12 protein-coding genes and 1 tRNA gene are annotated in these 15,149 nt (G+C 53.0%); 1 reads left to right on the forward strand and 12 read right to left on the reverse strand.

Annotated elements, in window-relative coordinates; translation table 11 throughout:
• Positions 1-33 precede the first annotated feature (33 nt).
• On the forward strand, positions 34-1,041 hold the full coding sequence (locus HV107_RS06900) for a luciferase-like monooxygenase (RefSeq protein WP_182062624.1): 1,008 nt from the start codon (positions 34-36) through the stop codon (positions 1,039-1,041).
• Between the two features lie 85 nt (positions 1,042-1,126).
• Here HV107_RS06900 and mtr read toward each other — a convergent pair whose 3' ends face one another.
• The 12 genes from mtr to HV107_RS06960 form a co-directional block, all read right to left on the reverse strand.
• Positions 1,127-2,371 carry a tryptophan permease gene (gene mtr, locus HV107_RS06905; RefSeq protein WP_182062625.1) on the reverse strand — a complete coding sequence of 415 codons (1,245 nt, stop codon included), beginning with the start codon at positions 2,369-2,371 and terminating at the stop codon, positions 1,127-1,129.
• A gap of 143 nt (positions 2,372-2,514) precedes the next feature.
• On the reverse strand, positions 2,515-4,437 hold the full coding sequence (locus tag HV107_RS06910) for a DEAD/DEAH family ATP-dependent RNA helicase (protein WP_182062626.1): 1,923 nt from the start codon (positions 4,435-4,437) through the stop codon (positions 2,515-2,517).
• Entirely contained in the window at positions 4,430-4,510 is an 81-nt protein-coding gene (gene yrbN / locus HV107_RS06915) for a protein YrbN (RefSeq protein ID WP_097397692.1), read from the reverse strand. The genes HV107_RS06910 and yrbN overlap by 8 nt, the downstream gene beginning before the upstream one ends.
• A gap of 107 nt (positions 4,511-4,617) precedes the next feature.
• Positions 4,618-5,502, reverse strand: a complete 885-nt coding sequence (nlpI, locus tag HV107_RS06920; RefSeq protein WP_182062627.1) for a lipoprotein NlpI — start codon at positions 5,500-5,502, stop codon at positions 4,618-4,620.
• 109 nt (positions 5,503-5,611) lie between these two features.
• A complete protein-coding gene (pnp, locus tag HV107_RS06925; RefSeq protein ID WP_182062628.1) occupies positions 5,612-7,750 on the reverse strand; it encodes a polyribonucleotide nucleotidyltransferase in 2,139 nt (712 codons plus the stop codon).
• A 242-nt stretch (positions 7,751-7,992) separates the two neighbouring features.
• Complete coding sequence (gene rpsO, locus HV107_RS06930) at positions 7,993-8,262, reverse strand: 30S ribosomal protein S15 (protein ID WP_003861789.1); 270 nt, start codon at positions 8,260-8,262, stop codon at positions 7,993-7,995.
• Between the two features lie 155 nt (positions 8,263-8,417).
• Positions 8,418-9,368 carry a tRNA pseudouridine(55) synthase TruB gene (gene truB / locus HV107_RS06935; RefSeq protein ID WP_182062629.1) on the reverse strand — a complete coding sequence of 317 codons (951 nt, stop codon included), beginning with the start codon at positions 9,366-9,368 and terminating at the stop codon, positions 8,418-8,420.
• Positions 9,368-9,772: a 30S ribosome-binding factor RbfA gene (rbfA, locus tag HV107_RS06940; protein WP_003024988.1), complete on the reverse strand. Its 405-nt coding sequence runs from the start codon at positions 9,770-9,772 to the stop codon at positions 9,368-9,370. The genes truB and rbfA overlap by 1 nt, the downstream gene beginning before the upstream one ends.
• Positions 9,773-9,861: 89 nt before the next feature.
• Entirely contained in the window at positions 9,862-12,552 is a 2,691-nt protein-coding gene (gene infB, locus HV107_RS06945; protein ID WP_182062630.1) for a translation initiation factor IF-2, read from the reverse strand.
• Between the two features lie 24 nt (positions 12,553-12,576).
• Positions 12,577-14,079: a transcription termination factor NusA gene (nusA, locus tag HV107_RS06950; RefSeq protein ID WP_182062631.1), complete on the reverse strand. Its 1,503-nt coding sequence runs from the start codon at positions 14,077-14,079 to the stop codon at positions 12,577-12,579.
• 28 nt (positions 14,080-14,107) lie between these two features.
• Entirely contained in the window at positions 14,108-14,560 is a 453-nt protein-coding gene (gene rimP, locus HV107_RS06955) for a ribosome maturation factor RimP (protein ID WP_014071903.1), read from the reverse strand.
• A 207-nt stretch (positions 14,561-14,767) separates the two neighbouring features.
• Positions 14,768-14,844, reverse strand: a tRNA-Met gene (locus HV107_RS06960).
• Positions 14,845-15,149 lie beyond the last annotated feature (305 nt).

The raw sequence follows: 15,149 nt of genomic DNA on the forward strand, positions 1-15,149 counted from the left end.
ATTAAAGACTGACCGTCGATAAAGTGAGCTGCTATGACCGCTAAAACCATTCCATTTTCGGTGCTGGACCTAGCACCGATCCCTCAAAGTGCCTCCGCGAGAGAAGCCTTTTCGCACTCTCTCGATCTTGCTCAACTAGCCGAAAAGCGTGGTTATCACCGCTACTGGCTTGCGGAGCATCACAACATGGTGGGTATCGCCAGCGCTGCGACATCGGTACTGATTGGCTACCTGGCAGCAAACACCACCACCCTGCACCTGGGCTCTGGCGGCGTTATGTTGCCAAACCATGCCCCACTGGTGATAGCCGAGCAGTTTGGCACATTGAATACCCTCTATCCGGGTCGTATTGATTTGGGTCTTGGCCGGGCACCGGGTAGCGATCAGCCGACAATGCGTGCCCTGCGCCGCCATATGAGTGGCGACATCGACAATTTCCCGCGCGATGTGGCTGAGCTGGTGGACTGGTTCGATGCGCGCGATCCTAATCCGCACGTGCGCCCTGTGCCGGGCTACGGTGAGAAGATCCCCGTTTGGCTGCTGGGTTCGAGCCTGTATAGCGCTCAGCTGGCCGCGCAGCTCGGCCTGCCGTTTGCATTTGCCTCGCACTTTGCGCCCGATATGCTGCACCAGGCGCTGCATCTTTACCGCACGAATTTCAAACCGTCCGAACGGCTGGAAAAACCGTACGCGATGGTGTGTATCAACATCATTGCCGCCGACAGCAATCGCGATGCGGAATTCCTGTTTACCTCTATGCAGCAGGCATTTGTGAAACTGCGTCGCGGCGAAACGGGCCAGTTGCCGCCACCGGTAGAGAATATGCACCAGCTGTGGTCTGCTTCCGAGCAGTATGGCGTGCAGCAAGCGCTGAGCATGTCTCTGGTGGGTGATAAAGCGAAAGTGCGTCACGGCCTGGAAGCCGTGCTGCGAGAGACGCAGGCGGATGAGATTATGGTTAACGGGCAAATTTTCGATCACCAGGCGCGTTTGCACTCGTTTGAGCTGGCAATGCAGGTGAAAGAGGAGTTGGTGGGGTAGTTTTTTTGCCGGATGGCGGCTTCGCCTTATCCGGCCTACACGCTCCATGTAGGCCCGGTAAGCGTAGCGCCACCGGGCTTTCTGTTTACTGATACACCGGTAGCAGATTAAAGCTCGACAACACATGCACCAGCGCGTTGCCAACACCAAACACCAGAATCAGCGCAATCATTGGCTTGCCGCCCCAGACGCGGAATGTCGGGCTACCAAAACGCTTACGTGATTTACGCGCCAGCAGCGCCGGCACAATCGCCGCCCAGATGGTAGCCGCCAGTCCTGCGTAGCCAATGGCGTACAGGAAACCGTTCGGCCACAGCAGGCCGCCTACAATCGGTGGCAGGAAGGTCAGCAATGCGGTTTTGAAGCGCCCCATCGCAGAATCATCAAAGCCAAACAGATCCGCCAGATAATCGAACAAGCCTAACGTCACGCCGAGGAAAGAGCTCGCCACCGCAAAGTTGGAGAATACCACCAGCAGCAGATCCAGACTGCGGCTGTTCAGCACACCGCTCAGCGCCTGAACCAGCACATCAATGTTACCGCCCTTCTGCGCGATACCAATAAATTCCGGACGCGGGATGTTCCCCATCGTCCCCAGCAGCCAAATCACGTACAGCCCCAGCGCCAGCAGCGTGCCGTAGACCAGACACTTCACAATGGTACGCGGATCTTTGCCGTAATATTTCATCAGGCTCGGTACGTTCCCGTGGTAGCCAAACGATGCCAGACAGAACGGCAGGGTCATCAGCAGGTACGGCGTATAGGAGGTATTCGCTTCCGCCACGTTAAAGAGCGTGGTCGGGGTAACGTGCCCCAGCAGGCTGCCGAAGGTCAGGAAGAAGGTAATCACCTTGGCGCCCAGCACAATCGCCGTCATACGGCTGACCGCTTTGGTGCTTAACCAGACAATGAACGCCACGCCCAGTGCAAAGCACAGCCCTGCCAGACGTGCCGGGACGTTCAGGGACATCTCCGAGAAGGTGTGATGCAGAATCGAACCACTGGCAGAGATGTACGCGTAAGTCAGGATATAGAGCACGAACGCAATGGAAATACCATTCACCACGTTCCAGCCTTTCCCGAGCAGGTCTTTGGTGATGGTGTCGAAGCTGGAGCCAATACGGTAGTTCAGGTTGGCTTCGAGGATCATCAGCCCGGAGTGCAGCATACAGAACCAGGTGAAGACCAGCGCCGCCAGCGACCAGAAGAACCACGCACCGGACATAACCACCGGCAGGGAGAACATACCCGCACCAATGATGGTTCCGCCGATGATCACCACGCCGCCTAACAGCGAAGGTGATGTTTGTGTGGTGGTTAGTGTCGCCATACAGCCATGTCTCCAGTTAAAAATATTGGTCCTGCATTTTAATGTGCTGCACTGTACCAGTACAAGAGTACAAAGGGAATAAAAAAAGCCCCGATAGATGTTATCGGGGCTGTATATTTTACTTTACGTCAGAAGCGTAAGGTTTACGCGTCACGGCGACGGCTTGAGCCTTCATCGCGACGTGGACCACGGCTTTCACGACGTTCGCCGCTGAAGCGACCTGCGCCTGGCGCGCCGCCTTCACGACGAGGACCACGACCGCCTTCACGACGCTCACCGCCACCGAAGCTACGACGTTCGCCAGATGGACGATCACCACCACGACGTTCGCTACGCTCACGCGGCTGAGCATCACCCATCAACTGCATGTTCATCGGCTTGTTCAGGATGCGAGTACGAGTAAAGTGCTGCAATACTTCGCCCGGCATACCTTTTGGCAGCTCGATAGTAGAGTGAGAACCGAACAGCTTGATGTTACCGATGTAACGGCTGCTGATGTCGCCTTCGTTAGCGATCGCGCCAACGATATGACGTACTTCAACGCCATCATCACGACCCACTTCAATGCGATACAGTTCCATTTCGCCTGCGTCACGACGCTCACGACGTGGACGGTCTTCGCCACCACGCTCTGGGCGGTCAGCACGCGGACCACGGTCATTACGATCGTTACGGTCACCACGACGTTCGAAACGCTCGTCACGGTCGCGGAATTCACGCTTAGGACGCATCGGTGCATCTGGTGGAACAATCAGAGAACGCTCGCCCTGTGCCATTTTCAGCAGCGCAGCAGCCAGTGACTCGATATCCAGCTCTTCGCCTTCAGCGGTTGGCTGAATCTGCGCCAGCAGTGCACGGTACTGGTCCAGATCGCTGCTTTCCAGCTGCTGCTGTACTTTCGCGGCGAATTTTTCCAGACGGCGTTTGCCCAGCAGGTCTGCGTTTGGCAGCTCAGCTTCTGGAATAGTCAGCTTCATGGTGCGTTCAATGTTACGCAGCAGACGGCGTTCACGGTTCTCAACGAACAGCAGCGCACGACCCGCACGACCCGCACGACCGGTACGACCGATACGGTGAACGTAAGACTCTGAATCCATTGGGATATCATAGTTAACAACCAGGCTGATACGTTCAACGTCCAGACCACGTGCTGCCACGTCGGTTGCAATCAGGATATCCAGACGACCGTCTTTCAGACGCTCCAGAGTCTGCTCACGCAGGGCCTGGTTCATGTCGCCGTTCAGCGCTGCGCTGTTGTAGCCGCTACGTTCCAGAGCTTCAGCCACTTCCAGAGTCGCGTTTTTGGTACGAACGAAGATGATCGCCGCATCAAAATCTTCTGCTTCCAGGAAGCGTACCAGCGCTTCGTTTTTGCGCATACCGTACACAGACCAGTAGCTCTGGCTGATGTCCGGGCGAGTGGTTACGCTGGACTGAATACGCACTTCCTGCGGATCTTTCATAAAGCGACGGGTAATGCGACGGATTGCTTCTGGCATGGTTGCAGAGAACAGAGCGGTCTGATGACCTTCCGGGATCTGCGCCATAATGGTTTCTACGTCTTCGATGAAGCCCATACGCAGCATTTCATCTGCTTCATCCAGTACCAGACCACTCAGTTTAGAGAGGTCCAGAGTACCGCGCTTCAGGTGATCCAGCAGACGACCCGGCGTACCGACGACAATCTGAGGACCCTGGCGCAGGGCGCGTAACTGCACGTCATAACGCTGGCCGCCGTACAGGGCTACCACGTTTACGCCGCGCATATGTTTAGAGAATTCCGTCATTGCTTCAGCAACCTGAACAGCCAGTTCACGGGTCGGAGCCAGGACGAGGATCTGCGGTGCGCGCAGGTCCGGATCGATGTTGTTCAGCAGCGGCAGCGAGAATGCCGCAGTTTTACCGCTACCAGTCTGGGCCATGCCCAGCACGTCACGACCAGAGAGCAGATGTGGGATACATTCTGCCTGGATCGGAGATGGTTTTTCGTAACCCAGATCGTTAAGGGCTTCAAGGATAGGAGCCTTCAGGCCCAGATCTGCAAAAGTGGTTTCGAATTCAGCCATGTAGTACAAGTGCCTCGATATTAATGGCGGCCAGTCTACTTAGCTCATCGTGAAAATGATTAGCAATTTTCATTGAAAAGTGTGAACCGGCTCAAAGTAGGTGTATTGACGAACAACAACGCCCTCACCAGTTAAGGTGATGGCAATCAAAAGATTACGGGCTGATGTTTATGTCGTCAGCTATTGCTGGTCCGATTCTGCCAGGTCGTCTTGCTCCTGGCCCAAGAGCGATAATTCCAACAATGCATAACGGTGCTCAACGAAGTTGTGTACGTTGTTAGCAACCGCTAATTTGAACAGTGCCGTAGCGCTGTCCTTATCCCCCAGACTTAGGTAGTACTTACCTAAATAGAAGTTGGTTTCACTGAGATGCTCAGCGAGCGAGGTGTTATCCGTTGCGTCTGCCTTGAGTCTTTCCATCAGCGTTGCTTCGCTAATGTTACCCAGGTAGAACTCGACAATATTCCATCCCCATTGTTCCTTGTCCGACTTGTCGAAGCGTTGTTGTAACGCGTCTTTTGCCTGTTTTTCATTGAGCTTCTGCTCAACGATATAAAGCCACAGGCTACGGAAAGGATCATTAGGATCGTCATGATAAAACGCCAGCAGATCATCTTGCGCTAACTTATCACGACCGCCGTAGTACAATGCGATACCGCGATTCAAGTGCGCGTAGTTATAAGTTGGATCAAGCTCAAGTACAGAATCAAACGCTTCATAGGCAGCATCAAAATTGCCTGCCTGCGTTAAATATATGCCTAAATAATTGAAAACTTCAGGCATATCAGGTCGGATTGCCAGCGCTTGTGAAAAATCATTTCGCGCTAATGCCCTCAGACCGAGACTATCATACAACACTCCGCGCTCATATAAAAGCTGTGCGCGTTCATCATCGGTTAAAGCCCGACTGGCAAGAATTTGTTCCATGCGTGCCAGAATCACTTCCTGTTGCAAAGTCGGTTGCAATGGCACTGCGAGGACTTCGCTCTTACGCCAGGCAGAGTTGCTGCATCCTGCCAGCGTTAAAGCTGTCGCAACGAAACACCAGCGCAAAAAAGGCTTCATTTCCCACTCCCGAAGACAACTATTGGATGAACGTCCTGTCCCCCGGCGGCTCAACAAGGCGTCCTGCCTGATAATAGGCCCTCCGCTAAGCGGAGGGCAAATGGCAACCTTACTCGCCTTGCTGTTCTGCTGCCGGCGCTTCTGGCGCAGCTGCAGGCTGAGACTGCTCGGTGGCTTCTTTAATGCTCAGACGGATACGGCCCTGGCGGTCAACTTCCAGAACTTTAACCGGTACTTCCTGACCCATTTGCAGGTAATCCGTCACTTTCTCTACGCGCTTGTCAGCGATCTGAGAGATGTGAACCAGACCTTCTTTACCGCCACCGATGGCAACGAATGCGCCAAAGTCAACGATACGGGTCACTTTACCAGCGTAGATACGGCCCACTTCGATTTCTGCAGTAATTTCTTCGATACGACGAATAGCGAATTTCGCTTTCTCGCCATCGGTTGCAGCAATCTTCACGGTACCGTCATCTTCGATTTCGATGGTGGTGCCAGTTTCTTCGGTCAGAGCACGGATAACAGAACCGCCCTTACCGATAACATCTTTGATCTTGTCTGGATTGATCTTGATGGTGTGGATACGTGGAGCGAACTGAGAAATGTCGCCACGCGGCGCGTTAATCGCCTGTTCCATCACGCCCAGGATGTGCAGACGCGCACCTTTAGCCTGATTCAGAGCAACCTGCATGATCTCTTTGGTGATACCTTCAATTTTGATATCCATCTGCAGTGCAGAGATACCGTCGCGGGAACCCGCAACTTTGAAGTCCATATCGCCCAGGTGGTCTTCGTCGCCCAGAATGTCAGACAGTACAACAAAGTTGTCGCCTTCTTTCACCAGACCCATTGCGATACCCGCAACAGCAGCTTTGATTGGCACGCCTGCATCCATCAACGCCAGAGATGCACCACACACGGAAGCCATGGATGAAGAACCGTTGGATTCGGTGATTTCAGAAACCACACGCACGGTGTATGGGAATTTATCCGCTTCTGGCATCACAGCCAGCACGCCGCGCTTCGCCAGACGACCGTGACCAATTTCACGACGCTTCGGCGAACCAACCATACCGGTTTCACCTACGGAGTACGGAGGGAAGTTATAGTGGAACAGGAAGCTGTCAGTACGCTCGCCCATCAGTTCGTCGATGTTCTGTGCGTCACGCGCAGTACCCAGGGTCGCAGTAACCAGCGCCTGAGTTTCGCCACGGGTGAACAGTGCAGAACCGTGAGTACGTGGCAGTACGCCAGTACGAACGTCCAGACCGCGGATCATGTCTTTCTCACGACCATCGATACGCGGCTCGCCTGCCAGTACGCGGCTACGAACAGCATTTTTCTCGATTGCGTGCAGAATTTCGCTCAGCTCGTTAGCGTCCAGAGATTCATCTTCAGCAACCAGCGTAGCAATGGTTTCAGATTTGATGACATCAATCTGCGCGTAACGCTCTTGTTTGTCGGTGATGCGGTATGCATCGCTCAGACGTGCGCCCGCCAGTGCAGCAACGCGTGCATTCAGCGCGTCGTTTACGGCTTCTGGCTGCCAGTCCCAACGTGGTTTACCGGCTTCTTTCACCAGGTCGTTGATGTTCTGGATAACAATCTGCTGCTGCTCGTGGCCAAATACCACGGCACCCAGCATCTGGTCTTCGCTCAGCAATTCTGCTTCGGACTCAACCATCAGAACAGCGGCTTCAGTACCTGCAACAACCAGGTCCAGCTTACTCTCTTTCAGCTCTTCCTGGGTTGGGTTCAGTACGTACTGGTCGTTGATGTAGCCAACGCGCGCGGAACCGATTGGGCCATTGAATGGAATACCAGACAGAGACAGGGCAGCGGATGCACCGATCATTGCCACGATATCCGGGTTAACCTGCGGGTTAACGGAAACAACGGTCGCAATAACCTGAACTTCGTTTACGAAGCCTTCCGGGAACAGCGGACGAACCGGGCGGTCAATCAGACGCGCAATCAGGGTTTCGCCTTCGCTTGGACGGCCTTCGCGACGGAAGAAGCCGCCTGGAATTTTACCGGCAGCGTAAGTACGCTCCTGGTAGTTAACGGTCAGCGGGAAGAAGTCCTGACCTGGTTTTGCTTTTTTCTGGCCAACAACAGTCACGAAGACTGCGGTGTCATCCATGCTTACCATTACGGCAGCAGTAGCCTGACGCGCCATCATGCCGGTTTCCAGCGTGACGGTGTGTTGGCCATACTGGAATTTACGAACGATCGGATTCAGCAAAGTTCTGTCCTTTCTTAGATGTTTGACAGCACACCACCGGCGTGCTGACGATTTAACCCGATCTTCTTCGCATCCTCGCGACTAATGACAACCGACACCCCCATGGGTGAAGCCTCTCATTAGCCGCGCGAACCTCTGCAATGAAGATCATTTATAGCAACAATACAATAGTTTCCAGTGAATTGCTGCCGTCTGGTTGAAAAAAGGGGCCATCAGGCCCCCTTTTCTGAAACTCGCAAGACTTAGCGACGCAGACCCAGACGCTCGATCAGCGCGGTGTAGCGTGCAACATCTTTACGTTTCAGGTAGTCGAGCAGTTTACGACGCTGAGAAACCATGCGCAGCAGACCACGACGGCTGTGGTGATCTTTTTTGTGCTCTGCAAAGTGACCCTGCAGGTGGTTAATCTGTGCAGTCAGCAGTGCAACCTGAACTTCGGTAGAACCGCTGTCGTTAGTACCACGACCAAACTCAGAAACGATTTTAGCTTTAGCTTCAACGCTTAGAGACATTTTCAAACTCCAAAATATAAAGAATGTAAGGATGCCGATCTCTAATTCAGCAATCCCAGTGTACGACCAGCAGATTGTTAAACAATTTGCAGATCGTTAAGCGGCGATATTCTACTCGTCTCCCCTGTTTATCGCAAGGTGAGACGTTATCACCGTTAGCCTTCAACCGGGTATTCAACCACCAGACGGCGCGGCGCGACACGCCCTTCGCCATCCATTTCACCCATGCCGATAAACTTACCGTCATCGCCTTCAGTTACACGGACCAGGCCTTCCAGTGGCGCCTCGGTGGTGCGAACAGGGTTACCATTTTTAAAATAAACGGAAGAGGTTAACGGCAGATTTACAACCGGGAAATCTGCAGCCGGGCTGTCCATCGGCATTAACAGTGGATCAAGCAAATCCGCAGGAGAAACTCCCTGCGCTTCCGCCTGCTCAACCAATGCGCGAAGATGCTCAAGGGTCACCATACGTTCAACAGGGTATTTGCTGACAGCAAGGCGACGCAGGTAAATCACATGCGCACCACAGCCCAGCTTTTCGCCCAGATCGTCGATGATGGTACGAATATAAGTGCCTTTCGAGCAGTGAACTTCCAGCTCCAGTTCGTCGCCTTCGTGACGAATGAAAAGCAGTTCATACACGGTAATCGGACGAGCTTCACGCGGGACATCAATGCCCTGGCGTGCATATTCGTAGAGCTTCTTGCCCTGATACTTCAGCGCCGAATACATCGACGGCACCTGCATCGTGTCGCCACGGAAACTCTCCAGCGCGGCATCGAGTTGCTCTGTACTGAAAGTTACAGGGCGCTCTTCAACAACCTGACCATCCGCATCGGATGTGTCCGTACGTTGGCCAAGCTTTGCGATCACGCGATAGCGCTTATCGGAATCAAGCAGATACTGGGAAAACTTGGTTGCTTCCCCCAGGCAAACCGGCAACATTCCGGTCGCCAGAGGATCCAATGCACCAGTGTGCCCCGCGCGGTTAGCGTTAAAAATACGCTTAACCTTTTGCAATACGTCGTTGCTGGAGGCGCCTTGCGGTTTATCCAGCAGTAACACACCATGCACATCGCGACCGCGACAACGAGGACGACTCATCAGTCCTCCTTGCTGTCGTCCGCAGGGTTCACACGACGTTCATCGTCATGCTTCACCACGCTGGTCACCAGGTTGGACATACGCATACCTTCGACCAGTGAGTTGTCGTAGAAGAAGGTCAGTTCTGGCACGATGCGCAGGCGCATTGCCTTACCCAGCAGAGAGCGGATGAAGCCAGAGGCTTCCTGCAATGCTTTGATGCCGTTTTTAACTGCGGCTTCGTCCTGATCGTTCAGGAAAGTCACGAATACCTTGGCGTAGGCCAGGTCGCGGGACATTTCCACACCAGACACGGTGGTCATCATACCCACGCGTGGGTCTTTAATTTCACGTTGCAGAATGAGTGCGATCTCTTTCTGCATTTCCTGCGCGACGCGCTGTGGGCGACCAAATTCTTTCGCCATAATAAATTCTCCAGACAAAAAAGGGGCTAAAGCCCCTTTTTAAAATTATTGCCGGGTGGCGCGAGGCGATCCCGGCTTACTCTCGATCGTTACGCAATGGTACGCTGAATTTCGATGATCTCGAACACTTCGATCATATCGCCAACGCGAACGTCGTTGTAGTTCTTCACGCCGATACCACATTCCATGCCGTTACGGACTTCGTTAACGTCATCTTTGAAGCGGCGCAGGGATTCCAGCTCGCCTTCGTAGATAACCACGTTGTCACGCAGAACGCGGATTGGGTTGTGACGCTTGATGTTACCTTCGGTAACCATACAGCCCGCGATCGCACCGAATTTCGGCGATTTGAACACGTCACGAACTTCAGCCAGACCGATGATCTGCTGTTTCAGCTCAGGAGACAGCATCCCGCTCATTGCGGCTTTCACTTCGTCGATCAGGTTATAGATGACGGAGTAGTAGCGCAGATCCAGGCTTTCGGATTCAATAACTTTACGCGCAGACGCGTCAGCACGAACGTTGAAACCAACCAGAATTGCGTTAGATGCAGCAGCCAGGGTTGCGTCAGTTTCGGTGATACCACCTACACCAGAACCGATGATCTTCACTTTCACTTCGTCAGTAGACAGTTTCAGCAAGGAGTCGGAGATCGCTTCCACAGAACCCTGAACGTCTGCTTTCAGAACGATGTTCACTTCGTGAACTTCGCCTTCGGTCATGTTGGCAAACATGTTCTCGAGTTTAGATTTCTGCTGACGAGCCAGTTTAACTTCACGGAATTTGCCCTGACGATACAGTGCAACTTCACGCGCTTTCTTCTCGTCACGAACTACGGTGACTTCATCACCCGCAGCCGGTACACCGGACAGACCCAGGATTTCCACTGGAATGGATGGACCCGCTTCCAGCACTTCCTGACCCAGTTCGTTACGCATCGCACGCACGCGGCCGTATTCGAAACCACACAGAACGATGTCGCCTTTGTTCAGCGTACCTTCACGAACCAGAACCGTTGCAACCGGACCACGACCTTTATCCAGGAAGGATTCGATTACCGCGCCGCTCGCCATACCATTACGGATCGCTTTCAGTTCCAGAACTTCAGCCTGGAGCAGGATAGCGTTCAGCAGGTCGTCGATACCGGTACCCGCTTTTGCCGATACAGGAATGAACTGCGCTTCGCCGCCCCACTCTTCCGGCATAACGCCGTACTGAGACAGTTCGTTCTTAACGCGATCCAGGTCAGCTTCTGGCTTATCAATTTTGTTCACTGCAACAACCAGAGGCACCTGCGCCGCTTTCGCGTGCTGGATAGCTTCAATGGTCTGTGGCATCACGCCATCGTCTGCTGCAACAACCAGAACAACGATATCCGTTGCCTGAGCACCACGAGCACGCATTGAGGTAAACGCGGCGTGGCCTGGGGTATCCAGGAAGGTGATCATGCCGTTATCAGTTTCTACGTGGTATGCACCGATGTGCTGGGTAATACCACCCGCTTCACCGGATGCCACTTTCGTCGAACGAATGTAGTCAAGCAGAGAGGTTTTACCGTGGTCAACGTGACCCATGATGGTCACTACTGGTGCACGCGGTTCTGCCGCAGCGCCAGTGTCACGGTCGCTCATTACTGCTTCTTCCAGCTCGTTTTCACGACGCAGGATAACTTTATGGCCCATCTCTTCTGCAACCAGCTGTGCAGTTTCCTGGTCGATAACCTGGTTGATGGTAGCCATTGCGCCCAGTTTCATCATCGCTTTGATGACCTGAGAGCCTTTAACCGCCATTTTGTTAGCCAGATCGCCAACAGTGATGGTTTCGCCAATCACAACGTCACGGTTAACAGCCTGAGCTGGCTTCTGGAAGCCCTGTTGCAGTGAAGAACCTTTACGTTGTTTGCCGCCTTTACCACCGCGAATGGCCGCACGGGCTTCTTCACGGTCAGCTTTAGACTCGGCGTGTTTGTTGCCTTTTTTCGCTGGGCGCGCAGCTTTAGTATTACGGCCACGGCCACGACCGCCTTCAACTTCACGGTCGTTGTCGTCTTCAGCCTGACGCGCGTGCTGAGAAGTGGTCACGTGATAATCGCTGGTGTCTTCAGTCGGCTCAGCGGTATTCACACCATTCTTCTCATTTTCTTCTGCCATGCGGCGCGCTTCTTCAGCCACGCGGCGAGCTTCTTCTTCCAGCTTACGGCGTGCTTCTTCTTCCGCTTTACGCTTCAGATCGGCTGCTTCATTTTCACGGCGGGCTTTTTCAGCCTGGGCAGTTTTGGTCATTTCGTCGGTCTGTTGATTGCTCACTTTGTCTTTTTCCGCAGCGTCACGCTTCACTTTATCACTTGTGTCGCGTTTCGCTTTTTCTGCGGCCTCACGTTCAGCTTTTAATTCTGCCTCGCGTTTGGCAGTTGCTTCTGCCTCACGCTGAGCTTGTTCTTCCGCTTCACGCTGTGCCTGCTCTTCCGCGGCAAGGCGTTCTGCCTCTTGCGGATCACGTTTTACAAAGGTGCGCGTCTTGCGGACTTCAATTTGTACCGATTTGCTTTTACCACCGGTACCTGGGATATTCAACGTGCTGCGGGTTTTTCGCTGCAACGTCAGCTTGTCAGGCGTTGAACCGTGTTCACGGTTCAAATGCGCTAACAAGGTTTGTTTTTCAGTCGCAGTCACCGAGTCATCAGCGGACTTTGGGATCCCTGCATCAGCAAATTGCTGTACCAGGCGGTCCACAGAGGTCTGAATCTCGGCAGCCAGCGATTTTACAGTTACATCAGTCATGCTGTTCCTTCCTGCTACAGTTTATTACGCTTCGTCGCCGAACCAGCAAATATTACGTGCGGCCATGATGAGTTCGCCGGCTTTCTCGTCGGTTAAACCTTCGATATCAGCCAGGTCATCAACGCCTTGCTCAGCGAGATCTTCCAGCGTACAAACACCACGGGCAGCCAGCTTGAACGCAATCGCACGATCAAGACCTTCCAGATTCAGCAGGTCATCAGCCGGCTTATTATCGCCAAGGCTTTCTTCCTGAGCCAGTGCCAGGGTGGTCAGTGCGTTTTTAGCGCGTTCACGCAGGGCTTCAACGGTTGGCTCATCCAGACCGTCAATTTCCAGCAGCTCTTTCATTGGCACATAGGCCAGTTCTTCCAGCGAGGAGAAGCCTTCTTCAACCAGGACGGTGGCGAAATCTTCGTCAATATCCAGGTATTTAGTGAAGGTATCAATCGCTGCATGGGCTTCAGCCTGATGCTTAGCCTGCAGGTCATCAACGGTCATCACGTTGAGTTCCCAACCGCTCAGCTGTGAAGCCAGACGAACGTTCTGGCCATTACGGCCGATAGCCTGCGCCAGGTTACCCGCTTCAACGGCGATATCCATGGTGTGCTTGTCTTCGTCAACCACAATAGATGCGACATCAGCCGGCGCCATTGCGTTGATAACGAACTGCGCTGGGTTGTCGTCCCACAGGACGATATCGATACGCTCGCCGCCCAGTTCAGTAGAAACAGCCTGAACACGCGCACCGCGCATACCTACACATGCACCCACTGGATCGATACGCTTGTCGTTGGTTTTCACAGCGATTTTCGCGCGAGAACCAGGATCACGGGCAGCGGCTTTAATTTCGATAACTTCTTCGCCGATTTCCGGCACTTCGATACGGAACAGTTCAACCAGCATTTCTGGTTTAGAACGGGTCACGAACAGCTGCGCACCACGTGCTTCAGGGCGAACGGCATACAGAACACCACGGATACGGTCGCCAGGACGGAAGTTTTCACGCGGCAGCATGTCTTCACGCAGGATAACGGCTTCAGCGTTACCCGCCAGCCCTTCGGATTTGACTTCCAGAGAGATGTTGTCGCGGTTAACTTTCTTCACCACGCCAGTAACGATTTCGCCTTCCTGGTCGCGGAACTGATCGACAACCATTGCGCGCTCAGCTTCACGTACTTTCTGTACGATAACCTGTTTCGCCGTCTGAGTGGTGATACGGTCAAAGGTCACAGATTCGATCTGATCTTCAACGTACTCGCCAACGTTCAGACTTTCGTCTTCGAAACGCGCTGCTTCCAGCGTGATTTCTTTGGTTGGCTGAGTCACTTCTTCAACAATCACCCAACGACGGAATGTATCGAAGTCACCGCTTTTACGATCGATTTCTACGCGAACATCGATCTCTTGTTCGTATTTTTTCTTGGTTGCTGTAGCCAGTGCACTTTCCAGCGCTTCGAAAATTTTCTCACGCGGCAGTGATTTCTCGTTGGAAACGGCTTCAACAACAGCCAAAATTTCTTTGTTCATCGCGGGCTTTTCACCTCAATCCAGACTGTTAAAAGTGGGGAACCAGGTTCGCCTTCTGGATATTACTCAGCGCGAACACTTCATCTTTGCCTTCGACTGTCACCGTGATCATTTCACCATCAACGGCTTTGATAATACCCTGCCATTTGCGGCGGTTCTGTACGGCCATACGCAGAACGAGAGCCACTTCTTCACCGGTAAAGCGCACATAGTGCTCGGCCGTGAACATCGGGCGATCGAGGCCAGGTGAGGAAACTTCCAGGTTATAGGCAACGGTGATCGGATCTTCAACATCCATTACCGCGCTCACCTGGTGGCTAACATCAGCACAATCATCAACATTGATGCCATCTTCACTATCAATATAGATGCGCAGCGTCGATGTACGGCCGCGAACGAATTCGATGCCGACCAGTTCGTAGCCCAGTGCTTCGACCGGTGCAGTAATCATCTCTGTTAATTTTTGCTCTAATGTGGACAAGCCCACCCCCAAGACATAAAAAAAGGGCATAAAGCCCAGTTATTCTGTAGTCAGATAACAAAAAACCCCGATAAATCGGGGCTTTAGATAACTGAACCCTATAGCCGCAACTGCGGCCTGGAGCACTTTCTGAAAGAATTTTTTCAAATCCAGCTACGAAGGCTCTAAGTCTTCACAGTATATTTGAAAAAGAACTTTATGGGAAAGTGGTTGCGGGGGCCGGATTTGAACCGACGACCTTCGGGTTATGAGCCCGACGAGCTACCAGGCTGCTCCACCCCGCGCCTGAAACGTGGCAAATTCTACGCCTTTTGGGTAGAAAATGCAAATAATGCTGGGATTTGGTACCGAAGACGGGACGTAAAATCGGCGTTCAGTATATTGATAGTTAACCCTGCCTGTCAACCCTGCAGCCTATGCGTTTTGCTGAATACGCCATTGCGCACTATTCTGTTCTGGCATCCTTGCAACAACTGGCTTGCAGCGAGGGAAATTTTTACAAAAAGCACATGAATCTCTTCCGGTCACCGGCAAAAGATGATTAAATGAAAACTCACTTATTTTGCATAATCATGCAATGAGAGCGAAA

This window comes from Enterobacter sp. RHBSTW-00175 (assembly GCF_013927005.1).
Taxonomy (GTDB): domain Bacteria; phylum Pseudomonadota; class Gammaproteobacteria; order Enterobacterales; family Enterobacteriaceae; genus Enterobacter.

Excerpts from the sequence above, each read along its gene's own strand:
- HV107_RS06900 (WP_182062624.1), top strand. The coding sequence starts at position 34 with ATGACCGCTAAAACCATTCCATTTTCGGTGCTGGACCTAGCACCGATC.
- mtr (WP_182062625.1), bottom strand. The coding sequence starts at position 2,371 with ATGGCGACACTAACCACCACACAAACATCACCTTCGCTGTTAGGCGGC.
- HV107_RS06910 (WP_182062626.1), bottom strand. The coding sequence starts at position 4,437 with ATGGCTGAATTCGAAACCACTTTTGCAGATCTGGGCCTGAAGGCTCCT.
- yrbN (WP_097397692.1), bottom strand. The coding sequence starts at position 4,510 with ATGAAAATTGCTAATCATTTTCACGATGAGCTAAGTAGACTGGCCGCC.
- nlpI (WP_182062627.1), bottom strand. The coding sequence starts at position 5,502 with ATGAAGCCTTTTTTGCGCTGGTGTTTCGTTGCGACAGCTTTAACGCTG.
- rpsO (WP_003861789.1), bottom strand. The coding sequence starts at position 8,262 with ATGTCTCTAAGCGTTGAAGCTAAAGCTAAAATCGTTTCTGAGTTTGGT.
- truB (WP_182062629.1), bottom strand. The coding sequence starts at position 9,368 with ATGAGTCGTCCTCGTTGTCGCGGTCGCGATGTGCATGGTGTGTTACTG.
- rbfA (WP_003024988.1), bottom strand. The coding sequence starts at position 9,772 with ATGGCGAAAGAATTTGGTCGCCCACAGCGCGTCGCGCAGGAAATGCAG.
- infB (WP_182062630.1), bottom strand. The coding sequence starts at position 12,552 with ATGACTGATGTAACTGTAAAATCGCTGGCTGCCGAGATTCAGACCTCT.
- nusA (WP_182062631.1), bottom strand. The coding sequence starts at position 14,079 with ATGAACAAAGAAATTTTGGCTGTTGTTGAAGCCGTTTCCAACGAGAAA.